General features: G+C 40.5%; 23 protein-coding genes, 1 other RNA gene, 3 pseudogenes and 1 riboswitch. All 27 genes and pseudogenes read right to left on the reverse strand.

Translation table 11 applies throughout. The features are described from left to right. Positions 1 to 20 precede the first annotated feature (20 nt). On the reverse strand, positions 21 to 617 hold the full coding sequence (locus tag ISX45_RS13620) for a hypothetical protein (protein ID WP_194519200.1): 597 nt from the start codon (positions 615 to 617) through the stop codon (positions 21 to 23). A 229-nt stretch (positions 618 to 846) separates the two neighbouring features. Beyond that, positions 847 to 1,422, reverse strand: a complete 576-nt coding sequence (locus ISX45_RS19700) for a DUF6792 domain-containing protein (RefSeq protein WP_228485555.1) — start codon at positions 1,420 to 1,422, stop codon at positions 847 to 849. Between the two features lie 22 nt (positions 1,423 to 1,444). Then, positions 1,445 to 2,035 carry a hypothetical protein gene (locus ISX45_RS13630; protein WP_194519201.1) on the reverse strand — a complete coding sequence of 197 codons (591 nt, stop codon included), beginning with the start codon at positions 2,033 to 2,035 and terminating at the stop codon, positions 1,445 to 1,447. 286 nt (positions 2,036 to 2,321) lie between these two features. Beyond that, positions 2,322 to 2,453 carry a DUF6792 domain-containing protein gene (locus tag ISX45_RS20100; RefSeq protein WP_323744675.1) on the reverse strand — a complete coding sequence of 44 codons (132 nt, stop codon included), beginning with the start codon at positions 2,451 to 2,453 and terminating at the stop codon, positions 2,322 to 2,324. An 85-nt stretch (positions 2,454 to 2,538) separates the two neighbouring features. Beyond that, on the reverse strand, positions 2,539 to 3,126 hold the full coding sequence (locus ISX45_RS13635) for a hypothetical protein (protein ID WP_194519202.1): 588 nt from the start codon (positions 3,124 to 3,126) through the stop codon (positions 2,539 to 2,541). 165 nt (positions 3,127 to 3,291) lie between these two features. Further along, positions 3,292 to 3,879, reverse strand: coding sequence for a DUF6792 domain-containing protein (locus ISX45_RS13640; RefSeq protein WP_228485556.1), 588 nt, complete (start codon positions 3,877 to 3,879; stop codon positions 3,292 to 3,294). A gap of 76 nt (positions 3,880 to 3,955) precedes the next feature. After that, entirely contained in the window at positions 3,956 to 4,546 is a 591-nt protein-coding gene (locus tag ISX45_RS13645) for a hypothetical protein (protein WP_194519203.1), read from the reverse strand. Positions 4,547 to 4,931: 385 nt separating this feature from the next. Then, positions 4,932 to 5,736, reverse strand: a pseudogene (locus ISX45_RS20415) (transposase). A 460-nt stretch (positions 5,737 to 6,196) separates the two neighbouring features. Next, positions 6,197 to 7,888, reverse strand: a complete 1,692-nt coding sequence (locus ISX45_RS13650) for a methyl-accepting chemotaxis protein (protein ID WP_194519204.1) — start codon at positions 7,886 to 7,888, stop codon at positions 6,197 to 6,199. Positions 7,889 to 7,905: 17 nt separating this feature from the next. Further along, positions 7,906 to 8,348, reverse strand: a pseudogene (locus ISX45_RS20335) (IS3-like element ISBth8 family transposase); the annotation flags it as partial. Positions 8,349 to 8,487: 139 nt separating this feature from the next. Beyond that, a riboswitch (cyclic di-GMP riboswitch) is annotated at positions 8,488 to 8,582 on the reverse strand. Between the two features lie 133 nt (positions 8,583 to 8,715). Continuing rightward, positions 8,716 to 9,590, reverse strand: a pseudogene (locus tag ISX45_RS20420) (transposase). A gap of 167 nt (positions 9,591 to 9,757) precedes the next feature. Beyond that, positions 9,758 to 10,321, reverse strand: a complete 564-nt coding sequence (locus ISX45_RS13660; RefSeq protein WP_181556491.1) for a 3D domain-containing protein — start codon at positions 10,319 to 10,321, stop codon at positions 9,758 to 9,760. A gap of 592 nt (positions 10,322 to 10,913) precedes the next feature. Continuing rightward, entirely contained in the window at positions 10,914 to 11,762 is an 849-nt protein-coding gene (locus ISX45_RS13665) for a sugar phosphate isomerase/epimerase family protein (protein ID WP_194519205.1), read from the reverse strand. Positions 11,763 to 11,796: 34 nt separating this feature from the next. After that, on the reverse strand, positions 11,797 to 12,441 hold the full coding sequence (locus ISX45_RS13670) for an SDR family oxidoreductase (protein ID WP_194519206.1): 645 nt from the start codon (positions 12,439 to 12,441) through the stop codon (positions 11,797 to 11,799). Positions 12,442 to 12,484: 43 nt separating this feature from the next. Beyond that, complete coding sequence (locus tag ISX45_RS13675) at positions 12,485 to 13,429, reverse strand: LLM class oxidoreductase (protein WP_194519207.1); 945 nt, start codon at positions 13,427 to 13,429, stop codon at positions 12,485 to 12,487. Positions 13,430 to 13,637: 208 nt separating this feature from the next. Further along, the gene (mnmA, locus tag ISX45_RS13680) at positions 13,638 to 14,750 is read right to left on the reverse strand and encodes a tRNA 2-thiouridine(34) synthase MnmA (RefSeq protein ID WP_194519208.1); all 1,113 of its coding nucleotides are present in this window, start codon (positions 14,748 to 14,750) and stop codon (positions 13,638 to 13,640) included. A 102-nt stretch (positions 14,751 to 14,852) separates the two neighbouring features. After that, positions 14,853 to 15,263, reverse strand: a complete 411-nt coding sequence (locus tag ISX45_RS13685) for an RrF2 family transcriptional regulator (protein WP_181556496.1) — start codon at positions 15,261 to 15,263, stop codon at positions 14,853 to 14,855. A 574-nt stretch (positions 15,264 to 15,837) separates the two neighbouring features. Beyond that, positions 15,838 to 16,190: a transfer-messenger RNA gene (gene ssrA, locus ISX45_RS13690) on the reverse strand. Between the two features lie 105 nt (positions 16,191 to 16,295). Next, positions 16,296 to 16,763 carry an SsrA-binding protein SmpB gene (gene smpB, locus ISX45_RS13695; RefSeq protein ID WP_181556497.1) on the reverse strand — a complete coding sequence of 156 codons (468 nt, stop codon included), beginning with the start codon at positions 16,761 to 16,763 and terminating at the stop codon, positions 16,296 to 16,298. Between the two features lie 97 nt (positions 16,764 to 16,860). Beyond that, positions 16,861 to 19,131: a ribonuclease R gene (rnr, locus tag ISX45_RS13700; protein ID WP_194519209.1), complete on the reverse strand. Its 2,271-nt coding sequence runs from the start codon at positions 19,129 to 19,131 to the stop codon at positions 16,861 to 16,863. Positions 19,132 to 19,152: 21 nt separating this feature from the next. After that, complete coding sequence (locus ISX45_RS13705; RefSeq protein ID WP_181556499.1) at positions 19,153 to 19,893, reverse strand: alpha/beta hydrolase; 741 nt, start codon at positions 19,891 to 19,893, stop codon at positions 19,153 to 19,155. Between the two features lie 75 nt (positions 19,894 to 19,968). Next, positions 19,969 to 20,202, reverse strand: a complete 234-nt coding sequence (gene secG, locus ISX45_RS13710; RefSeq protein ID WP_181556500.1) for a preprotein translocase subunit SecG — start codon at positions 20,200 to 20,202, stop codon at positions 19,969 to 19,971. 204 nt (positions 20,203 to 20,406) lie between these two features. Beyond that, positions 20,407 to 20,535: a DUF2992 family protein gene (locus ISX45_RS13715; protein ID WP_194519210.1), complete on the reverse strand. Its 129-nt coding sequence runs from the start codon at positions 20,533 to 20,535 to the stop codon at positions 20,407 to 20,409. Positions 20,536 to 20,832: 297 nt separating this feature from the next. Next, entirely contained in the window at positions 20,833 to 22,125 is a 1,293-nt protein-coding gene (eno, locus tag ISX45_RS13720) for a phosphopyruvate hydratase (protein WP_194519211.1), read from the reverse strand. Positions 22,126 to 22,147: 22 nt separating this feature from the next. Then, positions 22,148 to 23,683 carry a 2,3-bisphosphoglycerate-independent phosphoglycerate mutase gene (gene gpmI, locus ISX45_RS13725; RefSeq protein WP_181556503.1) on the reverse strand — a complete coding sequence of 512 codons (1,536 nt, stop codon included), beginning with the start codon at positions 23,681 to 23,683 and terminating at the stop codon, positions 22,148 to 22,150. Beyond that, entirely contained in the window at positions 23,676 to 24,437 is a 762-nt protein-coding gene (tpiA, locus tag ISX45_RS13730) for a triose-phosphate isomerase (protein ID WP_194519212.1), read from the reverse strand. Before tpiA ends, gpmI begins: the two co-directional genes overlap by 8 nt. A gap of 37 nt (positions 24,438 to 24,474) precedes the next feature. Further along, positions 24,475 to 25,659, reverse strand: coding sequence for a phosphoglycerate kinase (locus ISX45_RS13735; RefSeq protein ID WP_181556505.1), 1,185 nt, complete (start codon positions 25,657 to 25,659; stop codon positions 24,475 to 24,477). Positions 25,660 to 25,777 lie beyond the last annotated feature (118 nt).

The raw sequence follows: 25,777 nt of genomic DNA on the forward strand, positions 1-25,777 counted from the left end.
CGCTTTCACCTCCATATCCCTCAATCGTGAAATTCAATGGATTTCATCAACATTTTTGCCCTTTCTTCCTCTTTGTCCACATCGATATGGCATCCCCGGTCGGCATCCTTGCAACTGACCCCGTATATAAACCGCACTGCTTGGTGGCTGTGATTGGATTTGATATAGGCAAAAAATTTATAAACAATATCTTTCTTGTTATCTACAGATATATGCTGTTCATTTTTTGCAAAATAAATGGTACTGCGGTCAGCCTTTATCTTCGTGTATTCCCCGTCATAGTTGGCATAAGCAGATGAAGATAACAAAAAAAGATTTGTATCAATATCATCTGTTATGTGTCTGTTTTCGTATACCATATCAATATCGTATATGATATTCTCCTGCTCTCTCACTCCCGCAATAACGGAAGATTCATAATATTTGTCATGCTTTTCATACAATCCTCTGTTTATTTTTGCATCTTTCGGAAACCACATCGTAAAGCCGCCGGTTTTCGACTTGAACAAATAATACCCTTCTTTTACTTCTTTTGGCGAAACCATAAATTCCCGAGTAAACTCGTCTTGAAATGCCACCGTGTTCGGCAACTTCTCTGGATGAGCCTTCGAATCCATCTCACACCCTCCGATCAATATCAAAGTCAATAGTAATAAGTTCCTCCAGCGCTTTCGCAAATGACGGTCTCCTTTCCCAATTATCTCCATTCTCTCTATTCGTATCATATGATCACTGTTTAATCAATAAAAATGTAATTTTATCTAAATTTGGATAAAAAGAACTATAAGGTCACTACAATTTCGGGCGAGATTGTAAGCGACTTATAACTTTAGACTTATTAATGAATCAGAGAAATGAGAAAAGCAAATGGGGACTCCTTTGAGGGGTTTTTTGAAAGGGGGACCTGACATACACTTGGTCAAATCGATGTTTTGTGAGTTGGATCATTTCAGAGTGGTTCCCACCTTGCGAATGACCCAATCCGATTTTTTTCAGTTCGATTGTAGCTCCCTTTTGTTTTAATTCTTCGGTAATTTTTTGCGCCACAATCTCTTCAAACCGTAATGCATCATCATATTGATTTTTACTTTGTCCGACGAAAATCCCCAAAGCATTGTAAGCCCAATCAAGCGGTTTCCATGTATCTTTTTCTTGTATTTCGCTTCCCCGTGCGATGTTATACATTTGATTGATTCCTTTTTCTTCATCATAAAAATGAATAATCGTACCGTCAAAGCCGGAATCGTTGACGTTTACACTTTTAAAGTCTTCTGAATGATAAACATGGATTTGGGTAGGGGGATTACTTCCTGTTTCTTCAATGTAGATGCGCTTGATTTCTTCTACGGTCAAATGTTTGTATTCCAAATTCATCACTCTTGCCCGCAAGAGATCTGTATCCAAAACCAGTTCCTGAGACATGGCACTTCCACCTCCTTATCCCTTAATCGTGAAATTCGATGGATTTCATCAACATTTTCGCCAGTTCTTCCTCTCTATCTACATCGATGTGGCACCCCCTGGTGGCATCCTCACATTTGACCTTGTATATAAATCGCACTGCTTGGGGACTGTGATTGGATTTTATATAGGCAAAAAATTTGTAATCAATATTTTTTTTGTTATCAACCGAAATATCGTTTTCATTTTTCGCAAAATAAATGGTATTGCGATCAGCCTCTATCTTCGTATATTTCCCGTTATAGTTGGCATAACCAGATAACAAATTAAGATTTATATCGATTTCATTCGTTATGTTTCTTTTTTCGTAAGTTAAGTCAACAGAATATGTTATATTTTCTTCTTCTCTCACCCCTGCAATAACAGAAGATTCATAATACTTGTCATGCTTTTCATAAAATCCATTGTTTACTTTCGCGTCTTTCGGAAACAACATCGTAAAACCTCCGGTTTTCGACCGGAACAAATAATATCCTTCCTTCACTTCTTTCGGAGACACCATAAACTTTCGGGTGAACTCGTCTTGAAAAGGTATCGTGTCCGGCAATTTCTCCGGATGAGCCTTCGAATCCATCTCACATCCTCCGATCAATATCAAAGTCAATAGTAATAAGTTCCTCCAGCGCTTTCGCAAATGACGGTCTCCTTTCCCAATTATCTCCATTCTCTCTATTCGTATCATATGGATTACTGTTTATCAATAAAAATTGTAATTTTATCAAAATTTAGATAATTCGAACTAGAAGATTAATACGAGTTTGGAAGGAAGATAGGCAACTTATAACTTTAGATTTAATTGAAGAATTGTAAAGTAGAAAAATAAAGAGGAGATTAGTTCTATTTTTGATAAGGGGGATAATTCACCGTGTCATCCAAGCCTGAATCGCAATCTTGAAATTCTTAAAATCATCAAAACTGTAAATTGTGATATGTGCAGGAGGCTCTTTTCCCGTCTCTTCGATATAAATTCTTTTGATTTCTGAGATCTTGATATTCTACATTCATAATCCTAGCACGCAATATATCCGTATTTAACACTTCTTCATTTGACACAAACTTTTCGTCCCCCTCTCTCCATCAATACTGAAATTTGATTGATTTCATAAGCATTTTTGCTCGTTCTTCTTCTTTTTGTACATCTATGCTACACTTATGGTTTGCATCCTTACAAGTGACTGCATATATAAATTGAACTGCTTGATGACTGTGTTTCGACTTTACATAACTGAAAAAGTAATAAATAATATCATTATTATTATTGGAAATATGTTGTTCATTCTTACCAAAGTAAATAGTTTTGTCATTTAGTTCAAGCTTCGTATATTTTCCATTATAGTGAACATCATCAGATAGCAAACTGACGTTTACATCAATGTCTTCTGTTATTTTCCTATTTTCATATATCATTCTAATATAGTTAGATATATTTTCTTCCCCCCTTCCACCTCCAAAATGCAAGGCTTCAAAATATTTCCCATGCTTTTCATAAAACATGCGGTCTATTTTTGCATTTTTCGGATACAACATCGTAAAGCCGCCGGTTTTTGACTTGAATAAGTAATATCCTTCTTTCACTTCTTTTGGCGAAACCATAAATTCCCGAGTAAACTTGTCTTGAAACGCTACCGTGTCCGGCAACTTCTCCGGATGAGCCTTCGAATCCATCTCACACCCTCCGATCAATATCAATGTCAATAGCAACAAGTTCCTCCATCGCTTAAGCAAAGGATACTCTCCTTTCCTAATTATCTCCATTCTCTCTATACGTATCATATGATCACTGTTTAAGCAACAAAAAATGTAATTATATCCAATTTTAAAAAAAAGGAACTATGGCTTTAAGAGGAAATGCAGGTTATTTATGACTTTAGACCTTATTGATGAATCAGAGAAATGAAAAGCAAATAGGGGACTTATCTTGTATGTCCTTTGAGGGGATTTTTGAAAGGGGAACCTGACATAAACTTGGTCAAATCGATGTTCAGTGAGTTGGATCGTTTCGACGTGGTTCCCTCCCAGCGAATGACCTAATCCAATTTTTTTCAGTTCGATTGTTTGACCATTCCTCTTTAATTCTTCGGTAATGATTTGTGTCACTTTTCGGTCAAATTCCAGTGCATCTTTATATTGATTTCTGCTTTGTCCAACGAAAATCCCCAAAGCATTGTACGCCCAATCCAGTGGTTTCCATGTATCGTTCTCCCGCATTTCGCTTCCCCGTGTGATTGTATACATTTGGTTGATTCCTTTTTCTTCATCGTACAGATGAACTACCGTTCCGTCAAAACCTGAATCGATGTCGTTCAAATTTTTAAAGTCGTCCGAGTGATACACACGGATCTGGGCGGGAGACTCACTGCCTGTCTCTTCGATGTAAATGCGTTTGATTTCCTCTACGGTCAAATGTTTGTATTCCACGTTCAACAACCGAGCACGCAAAACGTCTGTATTAAACACCTTTTCCTGCGACATAGCACTTCCACCTCCATATCCCTCAATCGTGAAATTCAATGGATTTCATCAACATCTTCGACCGTTCTTCCTCTTTGTCCATATCAATGTGGCATCCACGGGCAGCGTCCTCACATTTAACCCAATATATAAATTGTACCCCTTGGTGGCTGTGTTTAGATTTTACATAACCAAAAAAATAATAAACAATATTTTTTTTATCTTTCACGGAGATATGTTGTTCATTTTTCGCAAAATAAATGGTACTACGGTCGGCTTCTATCTTCGTGTATTCTCCCTTATAGTCGACATCAGCCGATAATAAAAATAGATCCGATTCAATATCTTCCGTCCTTAATCTGTTTTCGTATACTAGATCTACAGCGTACGTTACATTCTCCTGCTTTCTCACTCCTCCAAAACGTGAGGATTCAAAATACTTATCATGTTTTTCATAAAACATGTTACTTATTTTCGCGTCTTTCGGAAACCACATCGTAAACCCCCCGGTCCTCGACTTGAACAAGTAGTAGCCTTTCTTCACTTCTTTCGGAGACACCATAAGCTTTCGGGTGAACTCGTCTTGAAAAGGTATCGTGTCCGGCAATTTCTCCGGTTGAGCTTTCGAATCCATCTCACACCCCCCGATCAATATCAACGTCAATAACAGCCAATTCCTCCATCGCTTAAGCAAATGACGCTCTCCTTTCCCAATTATCTCCATTCTCTCTATACGTATCATATGACGACAGAACGTTCAATAAAAAATGTAATTGTATCCAAATTTAAGTAAAATGAACTATGAAATCAGTACGATTTTGGGCGGAAATGTAGACGACTTATGACTTTAGACCTTATTGATGAATTGGAAAAATAACGCGGAGATTGGTTCTGTATGTTTGTTGAGGAGTGGTACACGATTCATCTAGGCGGAAGGTCGCTGCTTATCTCTTTTGATTTCCTCTGCAGCGAAGATAAAAAATCAAAACTTACTTTATTTAATAGATGGTGTTGCAAAACTAGAGTGAAAACTTAAAATTATGCATAATCATACACAATTGTACATACAGTAAATAACAATGAACCCCATACCAGCGTGGCTGCTCTAATCCATCATTCTTTAACTGATTGAATGTCTATTCAATCGTGTTACGGAAATGAAGCAACCTTTTTCCAAATTCTGTTTTAAAAAGCGGAGACACCATGCGACCATAAGCATCTTTTCGTTCCACACTATTCGGCGGTAATAGGTGAAACGAAAAAGACTCCTGTTTGTTCCGCTATTTGACGGACTTTTTCGCTGTCATAGGCGGCATCTCCAAGGGCAAACTCAAATGTCTCATTCCTTTAAAGATGGAAATAATTCGAGTGCAACGGCCGCATCGCTACGATTTGACGTTACGTTGTGAAGACATAAGATAAGATGATTCCTTCAGTCGTTGCACAAAGATGCAACTTATAACTTTTGAACCAGTTGTATGGAGTAGAAATTCCCCATCTAGCTTGAGAATCATAGAGACGGCTTTGGAGTCGATGATGACAACTTTCGGATACCGGACTCTTTGAGAAGTTAGGCATTAAAAGCCGAAAATCCTTGTTCTCGAAATTACTTACCCGCACGTGAAAACGTAGAAAGATGTAGGATCTCTTTGAGTTCATAAATTCGCTGGAAGTAGACGAGGCGATTCAGTGTGTCCACTACCCGACGTAAAGATTAATAAATAATGATTTTTCAAAATTGATAGTCACCCTGCCACATAAGGTGCTTCTGATAACCAAAGGTTGACCAATGTATTGAAATAAAGCTTTTAAAAGCGGATTCATTTCGCTAGACAGTGCATATTCGATAACAAAATTGGAAATCGATAATGTCCACCCCTTGGAGATTGGTTTTTTGGTCACTATATTTTATTTCCAATACGTTGAATTTTTTGCGTACATTTATGTATGGATTATGTGTTTTGTAACACGTTCTACTTTAATCGGAATGGACGAACGCGGTAGAAAAATGCATATTACTATTTTTTAAGATATGAAATGTCATCAAATGATTAGGAATGCTTCGTTATAAGATATTCAGAAATCTTTTGCTAAAGTGGATCCCTTGAAAAACAGCATCTATCGTAAAATACGAAAAAAGGCTGACCCAAAACGTGTCTGACCTCACACGAAATCCATAATATATATTGTTCTCATCTAACGTTTTGTACTATATTATGGTGAGATCTGACTTTGTTTTAAGGTCGGCCTTTTATTAGTTAACCTGTTGCTCCATATTCTTTTGTCAAACTTTAAATTTGCTGATAAGCGATTGCAGTTCCGTTGCCATTTTCGATAACGAAGTAGCAGATGAAGCGATCTCTTCCATCGATGCCAATTGCTCTTCCGTCGCAGCTGATACCTCTTGCGTGCCTGATGAGGTCGTTTCTGCGACTTGCGTAATGAATTGCATCGATTGCACCATCTGCTCCGTTCCGGCTGCCATTTGTTGAACGGCAGACGAAACTTCTTGGATTTGCGAAGTAACTTCATTGATGGCAAGGTGAATTTGTTCGAATGATTCTCCCGCTCTATTTACTACTCCAATGCCGGCCGCGACTTCTTTTGTGGCTGTTTCCATCGATTGCACGGCTTTGTTCGTTTCTTCTTGAATGGCCGATATTAGTTGAGAAATTTGTTGCGCTGATTGAGCTGATTGCTCTGCCAGCTTCCGCACTTCATCCGCGACGACCGCAAAGCCGCGTCCCTGTTCTCCCGCTCTCGCTGCTTCAATCGCCGCGTTCAATGCCAACAGATTTGTTTGCTCAGCAATTCCTGTAATGACTTCAATAATTTGTCCAATTTCTTTTGAGCGTTCTCCTAACCCTTTAATCGCATCCGCCAAGCCGTTAACCGTTTCATTAATTGAATTCATCTGCTCAACTGCCGTATTAATCGCCTGTCCTCCTTCGGACGCCTTTTCTGAAGCCTCTATAGCAATCGCGGAAACAGATTGCGCATTATTGGCAACCTGCTGAACGCCGATTGACATTTCATTGACAGTTTGCGAAGTCTCCTCCACGCTTCGCACTTGCTTCTCCACTCCGCTTGCGACTTCCTGCATTGTAGAGGCGATTTGCTCGCTCGCTTTCGTTGTCTGTTCCGCGCTCGCCGTTAATTCCTCAGAAGAAGCAGCTACTTGTTCGGCATTGATGCTTACTTGCTCAATCAGTTCGCGCAAGCTTTTGGCCATTTGATTAAACGAATGAGCTAAATCGCCGATTTCGTCTTTGTTTGTAATGTTAATATCATCCGCGGTAAGATCTCCTGCGGCAATTTTTTCAGCAGCTCCCGCAAGCTTGATGACCGGTTGGGAAATAATGCGGCTTATATACCATGCAAGGCTAATTCCCACTATAATAGCTGCAATTCCTAGAAATAAGGTTAAATTTTTAATCGAAGCCACTTTTGCTGAAGTAGCTTTACTTCCTTCCTCTAATTGCTTTTGCTGATAATCGCTCAGCTCTTTTGCTTTTTCTTCAAACTGTTTGACAGTCTGGTTAACTTGTTCGGCTACTTGATTTGTATATACTTCCATTTTGTTTTCTTTTTTCAATTGAAACGCATAGCTACCCAACTGATAATATTTATCTTCCAATTGATTGAGTTCTTTCAGAATCTCCTTGGGTTTTGGCTGAGTAATTTGCTTCTCTAAGTCTCTGCTTAGCTGCTGGTACTCTTCATGCGTCGTTATAAAGTTTTGCTCTGCTGCATCGTCACCTGTAAGCAAATAGCCACGAGCATTCACTTGCTCTTGTTTAAGTCTTATGATTAAGTCTTTAATAATCATAACTTTTTTGACACGATCATCGATTAAACTGGAGTAAGTGTTATCGACATTTGTAATTTGGTAGCTACCAATGACTACTATTATGGCTAAAATGGATAATACAACAGAAAATCCAACAAAAAGCTTTTTCCCTACTGTAATCCTCATAGCTTGTTCCCTCCATCAATAAGATGTTCTTTCAACAAAAGTTCTTCTTCCAGACGCCTTAATATTTTCGATCGATTCTTCCTCTACTTGTAGTATCCAGACTTTAAAACCTATCCTTCTTCAATGTTTAGCAGCCATGTCAGTGAATGTTTTCTTTGTAGCTCATCCATCATATGAAGCCTTTCAAATTGTAGGCCCCTTCTTCTTCCCGTGTAGATTTGGGTCGCACTTTTTAGGTATCCCTCCTGCGCTGTCAAATCAGCATCTTTCCTCTTCTAAAATTTGGAAAATGTCTGCGATTCCGCACTACTCGTTGATCTTCAAAAGATTCGCCATTTTGAACTTTCTTGCCTCATTGAGCAATCCGCACATCGCTCTTCATTCCAAAATGCTCACGAAGCTACCTGTATGACCAGCCTTCCTCCAATGTCAAACGAACGACTTCACGTTTCAGATCTATTGTTCAAAGGATCACTTTTGAATGTAAATAAAAAAACTACCTCTTCAAAAGCTAAAGAGGCAGCCAAAAACACCTTCCATCAAAAACGTTCCAGGAAGGTGTTTTACATATCCTTTGAAGGAAAGTTTGCTTCCTAACAAAGAGCAACTGGCTGGCATGTCTATTCAAGAATGAATAGATGTAGCCCCTTTAGTTTTGCGCCCTACCCTTTCGGATAGTTTGCCAAATATTCATTTTTGTTAAGCATTGATCAACTAGTTTTATATAAAATAAACCCGAGGATTATCCTACTATACTTTTTAAGATAAGTAAATACTATACTTTTTAAGATAAATAAACCTTTAAAAACACAGATGATGTTGCAAAACTAAAATACAAACTCAAAGTTATGCATAAGCATGCAAAGTTGCACATGCAATAAATACCGATTCAATCCATACCATCGTGGTTGCTCACACCCATCGCTCTTCAATTAATTAAACACTCGTTCGATGGAGCTTCGAAGACCGAATAGCTACTTTCCAAATCTGGTTTTCAAAAGGATAGGAATGACTCGACCATAAGCATCTTTTCTTTCCTTATTCTTTCAACGATTAATGGGAGGAACAAAAATATTCCGACTTGTTTTACCGCTTTAGGAATCTTTTCACTGTCGTACGCGGTATCACTAAGTGCAAACTCGATGTTCCATCTCCGCAAGACGAAAGTCATTCCGGTTCCACTGCTGTGTCATTTCGGTTGGCGGCAGTCAAGACATGAGATAAAATGATCCCTTCAGTAAGTGATACACAGGTGCAGTTTATATCCTTTGAACCAGTGATATCGTGCCGACATATCCCACTTTGCTTGCGAATCGTAGAGACTGCTTCGTAGGACGGTGCTATCGATGATAACCTCTTTAGGAGTCGAATACCCAAAAGTCGTTTAAGAGCCGTGATGAAAGGAAGAACATCCCTTGGAACCATTTACTGGCTCATGAAAACGTGGACAGATGAGGAACCTCCTGAAGTCCGCAAATACGACGAAAATAGCCAAACTGACGGAGAATGTGCACCAACTGTCGCAAGGAATCAATAGAAACGTATGCTTTCAAAAAGAAAAACATTTGACACGGGTGGTCGTTCGGTCACATAAGATGTTTCTTTCAAGAAAAGAAAGTTGGTCGATGTATCGAAATAATGCCTCTAAAAGAGGAGCTATTTCTACAGTTAAAGCATGTTCGAACACAGAATTGGAAATTATGATAGTGTTCACCCCTTAACAATTTTGTTTGATCACTATATATGATTTCTAAGGTGGTGGATTTTTTGCCTCCTTTATGCATTATGCGTTTTGCGACACATTCAAAGTTTTTTGGAAGAAGAGGAGCTATATTATGAAAAAAAGCCGGCATCCTGCCGGCTTTTGGATTATTTATATACTTTTACTTTTACTGTTTTGACACCCCATTGGATAGCTTTTGCTTTTGTAGGCATGAATACGTCAATTGTGTTGCCTCTGATTCCGCCTCCTTTATCAGCTGCAACCGCATAGCCATAGCCGTCCACATAAACCTTTGAACCTAGCGGAATTACCTTTGGATCAACAGCAATTGCTTTAATCGAAGGGTTTTTCTTTAAATTTAAGCCTGTAGCCGTTATTCCGCTGCAGCCTTTGCAGTTAATTGTATAAGCATATGCTTTAACAGTGATTGTTTTGTACGCTGCTGCTTGGGCTGTCACCTTTTTTACGGTAGTTTTAGCAGCCGCTTTCGTTGCCGTTCCTGAAATCTTTAAAACCTGCTTTGGTTTGATCACATCGCTTTTAAGGTTATTCCAGCTCTTTAGCTGGCTCACAGTCACCTTATACTTTTTAGCTATGCCCCAAAGAGTGTCGCCACTTTTTACCTGATATGTACCAGCCGCCGATGCAGCTCCTGAAAATCCGAAGACTAAAAAGACTGATGAAGTAATATACAATAGTAATTTTTTCAAAGTACTACTCCCCCTTGCTTAATTTCGTAACAATAGAATAGCAATAAAATATAACAATTATGTTTCATAGAATTAGTAATTATGTTACAAAATGAAGACAAATCTAACAAACTATCAAAAACCAAGACGGGAATCAATTCACTTTCCCTCTCTTTCAATGGACAAATTCATTGAAGAAGGATTAGTAATGAGGAAACGTTTATTCACTAAGAGAAGTTTAGTAGAAAACAAGGTATTTATCAGTTTTATATTGAAATATAATGATCAGTGAATGATTGAGGAAGAAAGTATGGTGAAAGAAACAAGTTTTCGTCGTGCTTTTGGAGGCATATGAAATAGGTGAAAACAATAGAAAACTGTTAGTTATAAAAAAGAATTGCGGACGTATATCAGCCGTTTTGACCTGCCAGATGGAAATCCGATAAAAACCAGAATTCCTAAACAAATAAGAATAACTCTAAGAATAAATTTCTCTTTAAGTTTTTAATAATTTTGTACAAAAATACACTCTGGTGAATACCAGAGTGCATTGCTTAATACCCGTGGTACTAGCCGAACTTTATTGTTCGGCTAGTACCACAGTTTTTTTCTATTATGGAGTTAATTTTAAATCTGCCCAATGCGGGTGTTCCTCAAGTCTGCGTTCCATATCACGGAACGCTTTAAGTGAACGACTTAGCTTACTGTAAGCGTCGCCGCCTTCACTCCAACCTTGGTAACCAATCATTCCATTATAACCGATCTTTTTTAACTGCCCAAGTAACGCAAAATTATCTAACTCTCCGACGTCCAATGGCTCGATTGTCGCCACTCCGCCAAAACCGTGCGGATTGCGGCGACTACCAGAAATGTTCACTTGTTTCAAGTAAGGAGCCACCGCTTGAAGCGTAGCTGATAGGTTTGTTCCATCGACTGCATACCAATGGTAGCCACAAAAAACAATGCCGAGATTAGGATGATTGAGCCGCTTACAAAGTCTTACTGCATCTTCATGGCGTTCAACCCAGAATGAGAGGTGAGTGTAAAGTAAGATGTTAATGTTTCTTTGCTCTGCAATCTTCAGTGCCTTTTCCAGCCACTTTACGGCGATATCGTCCCCTTTAGGGTCTGAAGGTCGGATATGATGTCCGACCGATTGAATCGCCAGCTCGACCGTTGAGCAACCTTCCATGATCTCCAGCATTTTTAAAATGCCCGTATTTCTTGGATGGTCCTCACCTAATGAAAGGTCTAACACCACGTACACACCAGCGATATCCAGCCCATATTTCTCCTTAACATTTTTGAGCTTTTCTACATCTCTCCACCGCTCTCCGTGCCAGACAGATAAATGGGTCGCATCATACCCGATCTCTTTTAACATTTCACACCGCGCTTCAAAGCTATAAATGCCCATTGAGTTATAAAAAGCAAAGTCCATTGCATAAAACGGGTAACCCATTATTTCTAATTTCCTCCTTCCATCGAAAGGTTCATTACAGCGATTTCAACGCTTCAGCAATCTCTGTATCCCCTGACATTAAATCAAATGCTTTTTTATACGTATTTGGTTCATCAAGCGATTGAACGATGGTTCTTGCTACATCTTCCCGTGGGATGCTTCCGCCATTTAAGTTCTCTGCTGCAGTAACCAATCCTGTGCCTTTTTCATTACGAAGATAACCCGGACGAATAATGGTATAATTCAAACCGCTATTCATTAACATACGGTCAGCATAATGTTTGGCGACATAATAAGGCTTAAGGTTTTCCGGCCAGTTCTCACGGTTGTGGGCTTGGAATGAGCTCACCATGACAAATCGTTTCATTCCGATTTTTTCTGCCGCTTCCATCGCTTTTACAGCACCATCTAAATCGACAAGCAATGTTTTATCTGCTCCTGTGTGTCCACCTGAACCAGCGGAGAATACAATCGCGTCACAACCTTTGGCTGCTTCGGCAATTTCATCGACAGTACCTTCAAGATCAGCGAGTACCGCTTCAATTCCTTTTTGCTGAAAAGCCTCCAATTGCTCTTGTTTTCTCACCATCGCACGAACCGTGTGCTGTTTATGCGCATGAAGCATGTTTACTACTTGTTGACCTACTTGTCCATTGGCGCCAATGACCAAAACTTTCATTTATATCCTCCCTTTCTTCATATTGATTGAAGCTGGTCTCTCATCATGATAAAGCTGGAAAATGTGGAAGCACATATTCACCTAATTCTTCGATCACTTCTTCTACTGGGCGTTGTCCATATTTTAAGTTGATAATGACATGATTCACACCTGCATCTTGTAAAGCTGCTAGAAATTCGATAACAAAATTTCGTCCCGTACGGAATCCAAGATGAATTGGTATTGGTACATGGTTTGGGTCTTCCGTTAAATCAATATAGAGCGATTGAGTAAATGGCTTAAATTCCTCTGTTAACGAACGCCAATTGTCGATTAATGCTTTTTGAAATTTGAGTCCACGTGGATAGTAAATCCAACCATCACTATGTTCAGCAATCCATTCTGGAGACTGTCCACTGTGACCTGTCACCATTAATGGTATGTCCGACAATTTTGGTTTTGGTAACATATCTCCACTTGTCATATGCACTCGTGCAGAATCAATCGATGGAAAATGCTCGCGCCATACTTTTCTCATGACAGACACTGATTCCCGGAATAATTCGCTCCGATCTTCCGGATTCACAGAGAATGCCGGGAACTCGATTGGACGGTCACCTGTTGCGACACCGAGAATAAGTCTTTCACCAGATAGTCTGTCTACAGAAGCTGCCGCTTTTGCGACATGAAGAGGGTGGCGCAACGTTAAAATAATACTTCCCGTTCCTAAGGCAATCTTTTTTGTATGGGCAGCGACATACCCTAAATACGCAAACGGATCATACATTTGCCCGACATCACCGAAATTTGGATCGCGTAACGGTACATCTCTGACAAATAATGAAGCGAAGTTGAGTTCTTCTGCTCGCTTTGCTAACTTCATTTGCTTTTCTATATTCATCTCAGGGACGTCACCCATATACGATTCAATTGGAAAGAACAGCCCTAAAGTCAGTTTGTTTTCTTGATACATGCGTGAATACCCTTTATGATTTTTAAATTTTTCCATTGTTACCACTCCTTAAGAAAAGGTGAGCCATACATAAAGGAATGACTCCCGCTTAAAATAATTCGTTATGCCACACTTGAAAGCTGAAAACCTCTGTTAGATCCAGCCGATACATATAGTCCTGTTGAACACTGATATGAACAATATTTATATTTTGTAAAAAAACAATATATATAGAAAAAACCTTGAATTTCCATAACTATTCCTTTTACGATGCGACAGCGGCAATGACTGCCTCATCTTTTATCACGTTGTCAATAATGGCACTGCCAAGACAAACCTCATTGTCATAAAATACCGCTACTTGTCCTGGAGTCACAGCTTTAACTGGTTCTTCAAATTCTACAAAGACCGATCCATCCGGACGAATATGAACACGTACCTTTTGATCTTCTTGACGGTAGCGGAATTTAGCTGTACATACAAACGTACCCGGACGAGCATCCCCATTTATCAAGTTAAGGTTAGATGCAATAAGACCGGTCGAGAACAATGCCGGATGATTTTTTCCTTGAGCGACAAGTAAAACATTATTTTCTAAATCTTTATCGACGACATACCAAGGTTCACCTGTTCCTTTGCCACCGATGCCAAGTCCTTTTCGTTGGCCAATTGTGTAATACATTAATCCATCATGAGTACCTATCACTTCCCCATTAAGTGAACGAATTTCTCCGGGCTGTGCAGGTAGAAAATTCTTTAAAAAGCTTTTGAAATTTCTTTCTCCAATAAAACAGATTCCAGTACTATCTTTTTTATTGGCGGTAATAAGGTTCAATTCTTGAGCGATTTTTCGCACCTCATCCTTCGTTAATTCTCCTAGTGGAAACAGAACTTTCGACAAATGGTCCGCCGTTAATTGGCTAAGAAAATAAGTTTGATCTTTATTGGAGTCTTTTCCACGTAGTAAGGTGATTTGTCCATTTTCTCTGTTGATTCTTGCGTAATGACCAGTCGCGATATAATCAGCATCTAGTGAAAGGGCGTAATCAACGAACGCTTTAAATTTAATTTCGGTATTACATAATACATCTGGATTAGGTGTTCGCCCTCGCTTCAGCTCATCCATGAAGTACGTAAATACACGATCCCAATATTCTTTTTCAAAGTTCACACTATAGTAAGGAATCCCAAGTTGATTGGCTACTCTCTTAACATCTTCATAATCTTCCGTTGCCGTACATACACCATCATCATTCGTATCATCCCAGTTTTTCATAAATACACCGATGACGTCGTATCCTTCTTTTTTAAGAAGGTAAGCAGCCACAGAGGAATCTACTCCGCCAGACATTCCGACGACAACTCGTTTTTTCTTCAACCTTATTCACCTCTCTTTAACTGAAATATTTTTTATTACAGTTATATTCAAAAAAAATTTATGGTGCACAACTAACACAAAGGATTAGTTGTGCTTGTAAAACTAACTATTATTGATTTCATCAATGATATCTTTGATCGTGACACTTTTTAAATAGTTTAAAAAGTGCTCTTCCGCATTGTGACAAACGCGAATGAGTATATCTGATAGGTGTTTACCTATTGGGCAATTCTCATTGGAATCGGGACATTTCGGTACAAGCGTTTCCTCACTAGTGACTTTAAATATTTTGTCTAACGTAATATGTTCAGGCTGAGCGTTTAAAGAGAATCCGCCTTTTGCCCCTTCTTTGGAAGTAATAATATTTTCTTTCCTTAATATGCTCAAAATTTTCCTTAACCTTACTGGGTGGACAGAAACACTTTGAGCGATGTCTTCACTGGTCACTCGTTGGTTTTGCTTTTTGGCTAAATAAGCAACGCAGTGAACGGCAATCGAAAAATCGCTATTCATAATGAACCTTCCTCCTAAATGTAATAATAATGATTACAGTTTGTGTTGTCAACTCGTAAATAACTTCTTTTGGTCTGCCGTGAATAAAGTTTATGACATTTTGTCAAAGAACCTCCTGACCTTAGAATTAGCTCTAAAATGTAGATTTATATATGAGTGAATCCTGTCTCGATGTGACGATATAAAGTTAGTTAGAAAGAAGGCGAACAATGTTACAAGATTTTGCCGTTTACAAAAACCGGGTTTTTGCAAGAACATAGAATAATTTACCAAATGGTTGGTGTTAAAAAGATAGTCGTGTACATATTAGTTTATAATGTAAGCGTACATATACGTAACGTTTAGGAAAATATATTGTGAAAATCACAATTGGATGATAAATATATGATTTCACATTTACCAGAAAGTCATTTCAATCATAAAAAAGAGGGTGTCCCCAAAGTAGAAATGGGACACCCTCTTTATTCACTACATGTTGAAGTATATATTTGCCGTAAGTTTTTTAAATATCAACTTGTCAAAGTGACAAATTTATGGTTTAAGCCAATATGCTTTACATCCCATTTTTTATGTATGGTGGAGACGGTGGGAGTCGAACCCACGTCCAGAGATATCGCCACTTAAGCATCTACGAGCGTAGTCGGTATATTTTATCTTCGCTGCATCTTCCGCCTACCGACAGGCCTCCGAGCAGCTAGTCTGATTCGTCTCTTCCCTCGTCCTCAGACGGCGGACTTGGGCGTAGCCCACTTGTTATGAACCCCTGACCCACCACATGGGCGATGGCGGGAGGAGCTAGCTGCGGTTATTAGGCAGCTAAAGCGTAATTTTCTTTGCCAGTTATCTTTAGGTGACGTTTTTACGAGGACGATCCCCTCGGCTCGCAGCTTAAGCTCGATCTACCCCTGTCGAATCCGTAACGTCCCCGTGTTGGAGAAACGTTCATGAGACAAGCTTAAGCCTAGATGAACTGGCATTGACACTAATTATTATAGCACAGCAGCTTTATTTTTCAATTGTAAAGTTTTGGTGTTATATTTTTTGCCGTTCACGGAAGGCGCGTTCAACTTCGCGTTGTGCTTCTTTCCGTTTCATATCTTCGCGTTTGTCGTATTTCTTCTTCCCTTTGCCGACTCCTAACAACAACTTCGCAAAACCATTCTTAATATATAATTTTAACGGAACAAGAGTATAGCCTTGTTCTTTCGTATAGCCAATCAGTTTATTGATTTCGCGGCGGTGAAGAAGAAGCTTTCTTGTCCGCAATGGATCATGGTTATAGCGGTTTCCTTGTTCATACGGACTAATATGCATATTGTGAACAAATACTTCGCCTTTTTCGACTTTGGCAAATGAATCTTTTAAGTTCACCTTTCCGGCACGAATTGATTTAATTTCTGTTCCTTGTAAAACGATTCCTGCTTCATACGTTTCTTCGATGAAATAATCGTGATGCGCTTTTTTATTTTGAGCAATAAGTTTCCCTTCACCTTTTGGCATCGCGCTCTTCCTCCCCTTGTAAAGACAAATGATATTTTAACAAAAATCCTTAAAAAACTCAATGAAGGAGAAAGCCTCTCAATGCAAGAGGCTTTCGTTATCGTTTCTTCTTCTTTTTCTTCTTTTTCGCTTTCAAATGCGGAACGTCTTCGTAAAATTTTTTGTTCTTCGATTTTTTCCGTTCTTTTTTCCCCTCAATCACAAGTGGAGTTCGTTTTGCTTCTTTGGGGCGACGACCTTTCATGCCGACGATTTCAAAATCAACAATACGTTCATCTTTGTTGACATTAATGACACGAACAGTGATTTCGTCGCCGATGCGGTATACTTTTCCTGTTCGTTCGCCGATCATGGCGTAATGGCGCTCGTCATAGCGGTAGTAGTCATCTGTTAAGTAGCTGACATGGACAAGACCTTCAATCGTATTCGGCAGCTCGACAAATAAACCGAAATTCGTCACTGAGCTAATGATTCCGTCAAACTCCATGCCGATTTTGTCTTCCATAAATTCTGTTTTCTTCAAGTCATCCGTTTCACGCTCTGCCTCAACAGCACGGCGTTCCATATTTGAAGCATGTTCAGCAATATCAGGAAGCTTTTCCGCCCATTTTTGTTGTGTCTGTTCGTCTAATTGTCCGTTAATTAAATACGTGCGAATGAGACGGTGGACAATTAAATCCGGGTAACGGCGGATCGGTGACGTAAAATGTGTATAAAAGTCGGTGGATAGTCCATAGTGACCGAGACTCTCTGCATCGTAACGCGCTTGTTTCATCGAGCGAAGCATGACGGTCGATACAACCATTTCTTCCGGTTCGCCGCGTACGGCTTCTAAAATTTCTTGCAGTGCACGCGGATGGATTTGATTTCCTGTTCCTTTAACGATATAGCCGAAATTCGTAATAAATTCAAGGAAACGCTGCAATTTTTCCGGTTTTGGATCTTCATGAACTCGGTAAATAAACGGGACGTTCAGCCAATGGAAGTGCTCTGCGACCGTTTCATTCGCAAGCAGCATAAATTCCTCAATAAGGCGTTCAGCCACCGAACGTTCACGCAACACAACGTCGTACGGTTTTCCATCTTCGTCAACTAATACTTTTGCTTCTTTAAAATCAAAATCGATCGCGCCGCGTTTCATCCGCTTATTGCGTAAAATTTCCGCAAGTTCGGCCATCAGTTCAAACATTGGTACAAGCGGTTCGTATTTTTTGCGCAATTCTTCGTCTTTATCGACAAGAATTTTGTTAACATCCGAATACGTCATGCGTTCAGTTGTACGAATGACACTTTGAAAAATTTCATGGCTGACGACTTCGCCATGTTCATTAACTTCCATTTCGCATGAAAGCGTCAACCGATCCACTTTCGGGTTGAGTGAACAAATGCCGTTCGATAGACGGTGAGGAATCATTGGAATAACGCGGTCGACTAAATAGACGCTTGTACCTCGTTCATATGCTTCTCGGTCAATCGGCGAGCCTTCTTTTACATAATGGCTCACATCGGCGATATGAACCCCTAATTTATAGTGACCGTTGTCTAGCTTCGTCACAGTGACGGCATCGTCTAAGTCTTTTGCGTCTTCTCCGTCGATGGTGACAATCATTTGGTCGCGCAAATCGCGGCGGCCTTGTAAATCTTCTTCCGAAATCGTATCCGGAATGCTGTTAGCATGAGCAAGGACATCCTCCGGAAATTGAAGCGGCAGACCATGTTTATGAATGATCGATAAAATATCGACACCGGGGTCGTTTTTATGGCCGAGGATTTTGATGACTTCCCCTTCGGCACTGATCCGCCCTTCTGGGTATGTCGTTAATCTTACGACAACTTTATGTCCTTCTACCGCGCCATTTGCCGCATGCTTCGGAATAAAAATGTCATTGACGATTTTTTTGTCGTCAGGAATGACAAAACCAAAATGTCTGCTTTCCGTGTATGTGCCCACGACTTCCGTCACGCCGCGTTCTAAAATACGAACAATTGTTCCTTCCTTGCGTGCACCGGACGCTTGTGAGCTCACGCGCACTAACACCGTATCTCCATGCATCGCGTTTTTCAACTCGGAAGGCGGGATAAAAATATCATCAAGTGTCGGGTCTTCGGGAACAACGAACGCAAATCCTTTAGCGTGACCAGTGACTTTTCCGCGCACTAAATTCATTTTTTCCGGCACGCCGTAACGATTGCTCCTCGTGCGTACGACAAGCCCTTGTTCTTCCATCGCAACAAGCGCTTTAACGAATTCTTTAAATTCAGCTGCGTCTGTGATACCGAATACTTCTTCCAATTCTTGAACCGTTAGCGGCTTGTACGCTTCATCTCTCATAAAAGCTAAAATTCGATCGACTAGCGATTGTTCCATCCTGTTCCCTCCTTTCGGGGATTACCAATCTAATGACTCTAAAAACTCATAAATATCTTCGTGAAGCTGATCTTTCTCCTTATCTAATGTAATGACATGCCCTGATTGTTCGTACCATTTGATTTTTTTCACCGGTGATTCAACACCGTTATAAATAATATTTGCACTATCAGTATTAATCATGTCATCATGGCGCGCTTGAACGACAAATGTCGGCGCATAGATTAAATCGATATGGTCGCGGACTTCGGCAATGAGCTGTTGCAGTGCTTTTAACGTTTTCATCGGCGTCTGTTTAAACTCTTCCATTTCTTTTTCAATTTGCTCAGGGGTTTTTCCTTCACGTTTTTTATATTCGCGCGCATATTGTAAAACTCCCTGGTACATCGTTTCCTCACTTTTAATATACATTGGTGCACACATCGGAACGATCCCTACTACAGGTACAGTGTAACCTAATTTGAGGGAAAATACGCCACCAAGCGATAATCCAACAACAGCAATTTTTTCGTAGCCCTTATTTTTTAAAAATTCATAGGCGTTCATCACATCTTGCCACCAATCATTAGGACCGGTATGTACAAGTTCTTCCGGCGGAACACCATGTCCTTTATAAATCGGCGCATGGCATGTATATCCTTTTGATTCAAGAAAGCGCCCTAACATTCGCACGTCTGATGAGTTTCCAGTAAATCCATGGAGCAATAAAACCGCTCGTTCTCCTGCTTCAAATGTAAACGGCTTAGGTGAAACTAATTTCATGATGTATAACCCCTTTCTTTTTCATGAAACAGAAAAGGCAGCCCCTTTTATCGATGGACCGCCCCCTTTTTAAGGTTAAAATTGCAAATACGTCACGGCAATGGATAAAGCAAAAAATAAAATGGCTAACACAATCGTAATGCGCTGTAATACCGCATCTAATCCACGTGCTTTTTGCTTTCCAAACAATTGCTCAGCACCGCCTGTAATTGCACCGGAAAGTCCTGCACTTTTTCCTGATTGCAATAACACGACAGCAATCATCGCAATTGATACAATCACTAATAACGTCACAAGCAGAGTATGCATGTTCCACTCCACCTCCTAAAAAAACGCACATTGCAATAATTTTAATGTATCATAAATTGGCTCATTACACAATAGCGTTTCCCTTCAGGAAATACGAAAGCAGATGTCTTGAAAGCAAGATATCCAACGCTGTATTCCCTTCCACAATGTTTTCCTTGTTTTTTTGTGCTTTTGCATTTCAAGCGGCACAGAGATTGGTGTGTGTCATCTGCACAGTAACGATCGCATCGGTCCATTGACAAACGCTACCACTTCTTCCGATTTCGGTTCTGAACCAAGCACGTAGCGAACCGCTTTTAAAGCTTCTCCTTTCTGTTGCTCAACCAAATCCATCCAGAATTCCCCATCGTAAAACCGTCAATTTCATGAAAGGACGCTCCTTTAAAAATTACCGACAACGGCGGACATCCCAAGGAGGGGAAGGTTACTGACACTCTTCACTCGAGTGCGCCCGGACTACCGACCGGGACTGTGTTTTTACACTGTCTATGTTTATTATATGTTTTTTTATTGGCAATAAGAAAGTATTTCCACACCATCCGAGTCATAATTGCGCGCGCTTTCGAGTTTTTTATTTTGTTAAAAAGGCCTAACCGATTGTCCGGTTAGGCCTTTTTGTAGATGGCAGTATTATTTTTTCAAATTGTAGAATGATTTGATGCCATTATAAATAGCTGTATCGCCAAGTTGATCTTCGATGCGAAGCAATTGATTGTATTTAGCAACGCGGTCTGTACGAGAAGGTGCACCTGTTTTGATTTGACCAGCGTTTGTTGCAACAGCAATATCAGCGATCGTGCTGTCTTCTGTTTCACCAGAACGGTGAGAGATCACCGCTGTATAGCCAGCACGTTTTGCCATTTCAATCGCGTCAAATGTTTCCGTAAGCGTACCGATTTGGTTGACTTTGATTAGAATCGAGTTGCCAACGCCTTTTTCAATACCTTCCGCAAGTTTTTTCGTATTTGTTACGAATAAGTCGTCACCAACAAGCTGAACTTTTTTACCAAGACGTTCTGTTAATAGTTTGTGTCCATCCCAGTCGTTTTCATCAAGACCATCTTCAATAGAGATGATTGGATATTTAGAGACAAGCTCTTCATACCATGCAACCATTTCTTCAGACGTTTTCACAACGCCTTCGCCTTCTAAATGATATTTGCCATCTTCTTTGTTGTAAAGCTCAGAAGATGCTACGTCCATTGCAAGCATGACTTCTTCGCCTGGCTTGTAACCCGCTTTTTCAATCGCTTCGATGATGGTTTGCAATGCTTCTTCGTTTGATTTTAAGTTTGGCGCGAATCCACCTTCGTCACCAACCGCTGTGTTGTAACCTTTTGCTTTTAATACTGCTTTTAAGCTATGGAAAATTTCCGCACCCATGCGAAGCGCTTCACGGAACGTTGGAGCACCAACAGGCATGATCATAAATTCTTGAATGTCGACGTTGTTGTCAGCGTGTGCGCCGCCGTTTAAGATGTTCATCATTGGAACTGGAAGTGTTTTGGCGTTAAATCCACCGAGATATTGGTATAAAGGTACTTCTAAGTAATCAGCTGCAGCGCGAGCAACGGCCATCGAAACGCCTAAAATCGCGTTTGCGCCTAATTTTCCTTTGTTTTCTGTTCCGTCAAGCTCAATTAATGTTTTATCGATACCCACTTGGTCAGTTACATCAAAGCCGATAATGGCTGGAGCGATGATTTCGTTCACGTTTTCAACCGCTTTTAATACTCCCTTGCCAAGATAGCGGCTTTTGTCACCATCGCGCAATTCTACCGCTTCGTATTCACCTGTGGAAGCACCGCTTGGTACTAACGCGCGGCCAAAGGCACCAGACTCCGTATATACTTCGACTTCTACTGTTGGATTTCCACGAGAATCTAATACTTCACGTGCATATACATCGACGATAATTGGCATAATGAATCTCTCCTTTTCTTTTTTATTTAACAATTAACGTTTTTCCTGTCATCTCTTTTGGCTGTTCTAAACCAAGAAGATCAAGCATCGTTGGCGCTAAATCACCTAAGATTCCATCTTTACGAAGCTCGATTCCTTTCTTTGTCACGATAACAGGAACCGGGTTAGTCGTATGAGCAGTTTGTGGATTTCCATCTGGAGTAATGACTTCATCAGCGTTTCCATGGTCTGCGGTAATAATCGCAATACCGCCTTTAGCAAGGATCGCATCCACAACTTTTCCAAGACACTCGTCTACCGCTTCAACCGCTTTAATCGTTGGCTCCAATTTACCGGAATGGCCAACCATATCTGGGTTTGCGTAGTTTAAAATAATCGCATCATACTTATCAGCTTCAATTTCTTTTAATAGCGCATCCGTTACTTCGTAAGCGCTCATTTCCGGTTTTAAGTCGTATGTCGCTACTTTCGGCGAGTTAATTAAAATGCGGTCTTCACCCGGAAATTTTTCTTCGCGTCCGCCGCTCATAAAGAATGTGACGTGCGGATATTTTTCCGTTTCAGCAATACGAAGTTGCTTTAAGCCGTTTTGCGATAACACTTCACCAAGAGTGTTATCGAGATTTGTTGGTTTAAACGCTACATACCCTTTTACTGTTTCACTGAAATGCGTTAAGCATACAAAGAACAAGTTTTTTGGATGCTTCGGTCCACGGTCAAACGAACGGAAATCATCGTTTGTAAATGTATTTGAAATTTGAATCGCCCGGTCTGGACGGAAGTTGTAGAAAATCACAGCGTCTTCATCTTTAATGGTTGCTACTGGAGAACCATCTTCTCGCACGATGACAGACGGAAGAACGAATTCGTCAAAAATGCCGTTTTTATAAGAGTCTTCAATACATTCAAGCGGATCTTGATACGTTGGTCCTTCTGCATAAACCATCGCACGATAGGCTTTTTCGACGCGCTCCCAACGCTTATCACGGTCCATGGAATAATAGCGGCCGGACAATGTCGCGATTTCCCCAACACCGTACTCCTTGATTTTCTCTTGCAATTCTTTAATATATTTCGGTGCAGTTTGCGGTCCGACATCGCGACCATCTAGGAAGCCGTGAATGTAAACGTTTTTCACACCTTCTTTTGCAGCTAATTTTAGCAATGCATAAAGATGGTTAATATGACTATGCACACCGCCGTCAGAAAGAAGACCAAAAATGTGTAAATTTGTGCCCTTTTCTTTCACATGATTCATCGCCGCTAAAAACGTTTCATTACGTTCAAACTCGCCTTCGCGAATGGCGATATTCACACGTGTAAGGCTTTGGTAAACGATGCGACCTGCCCCGATATTTAAATGACCGACCTCAGAGTTTCCCATTTGGCCTTCCGGTAGACCAACTGCTTCTCCGCAAGCCGTTAATGTCGCATGAGGATATTCATTCCAGTAACGGTCAAAATTCGGTTTTTTCGCTTGCGCTACAGCATTTCCATACGTTTCTTCACGAAGGGCAAAACCATCTAAAATAATTAATGCAACAGGTTGTTTACTCATGGCGTCCTGCCTCCACTAGTTGTAAAAACGATTTTGGATCTAGGCTAGCGCCGCCCACTAAGGCGCCGTCAATGTGTTCTTGCGCCAAAAATTCTTTAATGTTGTCTGGCTTGACGCTGCCCCCATACTGGATACGCACAGCATCCGCCACTTCCTGCGAGAATTTTTTCGCAATCACAGAGCGAATATGCCCGCACACTTCGTTAGCATCTTCCGCAGTTGAAGATTTGCCCGTACCGATGGCCCAAATCGGCTCATACGCGATTACTACTTGTTTTGCATCCGCTTCGGTCAAGCCTTCAAGCGCCTTTTCAACTTGAGAACCAACTACTTCATTTGTTTTTCCGCTTTCTCGTTCCTCTAACGTTTCACCGCAGCAAACAATTGGAATTAAGCCGTGTTTAAATGCAGAAATGGTTTTTTTGTTTACCGTTTCGTCCGTCTCTGCAAACATTTCGCGGCGTTCAGAGTGCCCGATAATGACATAAGTAACACCGATATCTTTTAATGCCACTGGGCTGATTTCTCCCGTATACGCACCGCTTTCTTGGAAATGCATATTTTGCGCTCCAATTTTCAAATCAGAGCCTTGTGTGTTTTGTACTAAACGTTCTAAAAATAACGCTGGTGCGCATATAACGGAATCCACTTTATCAGCAGAAGGGACAAGCCCTTTTACTTCCTCGACAAAGCTCACGGCTTCCGCCAGCGTTTTATGCATTTTCCAGTTTCCTGCAATAATTCGTTTTCGCATCTGTTGATCCCTTCCTTTCTATAGGGAATTGAGTCATTTATTTATCATTTAAAGCGACAACCCCAGGAAGTTGCTTTCCTTCCATAAACTCAAGCGAAGCTCCTCCGCCAGTTGAAATGTGATCCATTCGATCAGCAAGACCAAACTTTTCAACTGCAGCCGCTGAATCACCGCCGCCGATGACGGAATATGTATCTTTCGCATCCGCTAACGCTTGAGCGACAGCTTTTGTTCCTTCAGCAAACGCATCCATTTCGAATACGCCCATTGGTCCGTTCCAAACAACGAGTTTTGACTTCATAATAATATCGCGATAAAGCTCACGCGTTTTCGGACCAATATCCAATGCTTCCCAATCGCTTGGAATTGCATCAATATCAACGACTTTTTTATTCGCATCGTTTGAGAAGTCATCAGCTACAACAACGTCCACAGGCATGTAGAAGTTTACGCCCTTTTCCTTTGCCTTCTCCATAAACGATTTTGCAAGCTCAATTTTGTCTTCCTCAAGCAAAGACTTACCAATTTCATGGCCTAGTGCTTTCACGAATGTGTAAGCAAGACCGCCGCCAATAATTAAGTTATCGACTTTATCTAATAAGTTTTCAATAACGCCAATTTTGTCTTTTACTTTCGCTCCACCGATGATTGCAGTGAATGGACGATCTGGGTTAGAAAGAGCTTTTCCTAATACTTCAATTTCTTTTTCCATTAAAAAGCCCGCAACCGCTGGTAAATAGTGAGCAATTCCTTCTGTAGAAGCATGAGCGCGGTGAGCTGCACCAAATGCATCGTTTACATAAATATCCGCTAACTCTGCAAATGCTTTAGCCAATTCTGGGTCATTTTTCTCTTCACCAGGATAGAAACGAACGTTTTCAAGAAGCAATACGTCGCCTTCGTTCATTTCTGCAATCGCTGCTTTGACCGCATCGCCATACGCTTCATCCGTTTTCACAACATTTTTGCCAAGAAGCTCACTTAAGCGCTCAGCAACAGCATTGAGACGCATTTCTTCAACGACTTTTCCTTTCGGACGACCAAGATGGCTCGCTAAAATGACTTTTGCCCCTTGTTCGACTAAATATTGAATCGTTGGTAAAGCTGCGCGAATGCGCGTGTCATCTGTGACTTTGCCATCTTGCATCGGCACGTTGAAGTCAACGCGGCAAAACACACGTTTTCCTTTGACATCAACGTCACGGACAGTTTTTTTGTTCATGGCAAAACGCCTCCTTTTTAGACAATATCGTCTTCGCCATACGAAAGGGAGTGGGGATGACCCCCGCTCCCCTCTCCATTTCTCTATTATAGACTTGATTGAGCGACTAAGACAATGA

The sequence above is a fragment of the Thermaerobacillus caldiproteolyticus genome, from assembly GCF_015326725.1.
Taxonomy (GTDB): domain Bacteria; phylum Bacillota; class Bacilli; order Bacillales; family Anoxybacillaceae; genus Thermaerobacillus; species Thermaerobacillus caldiproteolyticus.

Excerpts from the sequence above, each read along its gene's own strand:
- ISX45_RS13620 (WP_194519200.1), bottom strand. The coding sequence starts at position 617 with ATGGATTCGAAGGCTCATCCAGAGAAGTTGCCGAACACGGTGGCATTT.
- ISX45_RS19700 (WP_228485555.1), bottom strand. The coding sequence starts at position 1,422 with ATGTCTCAGGAACTGGTTTTGGATACAGATCTCTTGCGGGCAAGAGTG.
- ISX45_RS13630 (WP_194519201.1), bottom strand. The coding sequence starts at position 2,035 with ATGGATTCGAAGGCTCATCCGGAGAAATTGCCGGACACGATACCTTTT.
- ISX45_RS13635 (WP_194519202.1), bottom strand. The coding sequence starts at position 3,126 with ATGGATTCGAAGGCTCATCCGGAGAAGTTGCCGGACACGGTAGCGTTT.
- ISX45_RS13645 (WP_194519203.1), bottom strand. The coding sequence starts at position 4,546 with ATGGATTCGAAAGCTCAACCGGAGAAATTGCCGGACACGATACCTTTT.
- ISX45_RS13650 (WP_194519204.1), bottom strand. The coding sequence starts at position 7,888 with ATGAGGATTACAGTAGGGAAAAAGCTTTTTGTTGGATTTTCTGTTGTA.
- ISX45_RS13665 (WP_194519205.1), bottom strand. The coding sequence starts at position 11,762 with ATGGGTTACCCGTTTTATGCAATGGACTTTGCTTTTTATAACTCAATG.
- ISX45_RS13670 (WP_194519206.1), bottom strand. The coding sequence starts at position 12,441 with ATGAAAGTTTTGGTCATTGGCGCCAATGGACAAGTAGGTCAACAAGTA.
- ISX45_RS13675 (WP_194519207.1), bottom strand. The coding sequence starts at position 13,429 with ATGGAAAAATTTAAAAATCATAAAGGGTATTCACGCATGTATCAAGAA.
- ISX45_RS13685 (WP_181556496.1), bottom strand. The coding sequence starts at position 15,263 with ATGAATAGCGATTTTTCGATTGCCGTTCACTGCGTTGCTTATTTAGCC.
- smpB (WP_181556497.1), bottom strand. The coding sequence starts at position 16,763 with ATGCCAAAAGGTGAAGGGAAACTTATTGCTCAAAATAAAAAAGCGCAT.
- rnr (WP_194519209.1), bottom strand. The coding sequence starts at position 19,131 with ATGGAACAATCGCTAGTCGATCGAATTTTAGCTTTTATGAGAGATGAA.
- ISX45_RS13705 (WP_181556499.1), bottom strand. The coding sequence starts at position 19,893 with ATGAAATTAGTTTCACCTAAGCCGTTTACATTTGAAGCAGGAGAACGA.
- secG (WP_181556500.1), bottom strand. The coding sequence starts at position 20,202 with ATGCATACTCTGCTTGTGACGTTATTAGTGATTGTATCAATTGCGATG.
- ISX45_RS13715 (WP_194519210.1), bottom strand. The coding sequence starts at position 20,535 with ATGGATTTGGTTGAGCAACAGAAAGGAGAAGCTTTAAAAGCGGTTCGC.
- eno (WP_194519211.1), bottom strand. The coding sequence starts at position 22,125 with ATGCCAATTATCGTCGATGTATATGCACGTGAAGTATTAGATTCTCGT.
- gpmI (WP_181556503.1), bottom strand. The coding sequence starts at position 23,683 with ATGAGTAAACAACCTGTTGCATTAATTATTTTAGATGGTTTTGCCCTT.
- tpiA (WP_194519212.1), bottom strand. The coding sequence starts at position 24,437 with ATGCGAAAACGAATTATTGCAGGAAACTGGAAAATGCATAAAACGCTG.
- ISX45_RS13735 (WP_181556505.1), bottom strand. The coding sequence starts at position 25,659 with ATGAACAAAAAAACTGTCCGTGACGTTGATGTCAAAGGAAAACGTGTG.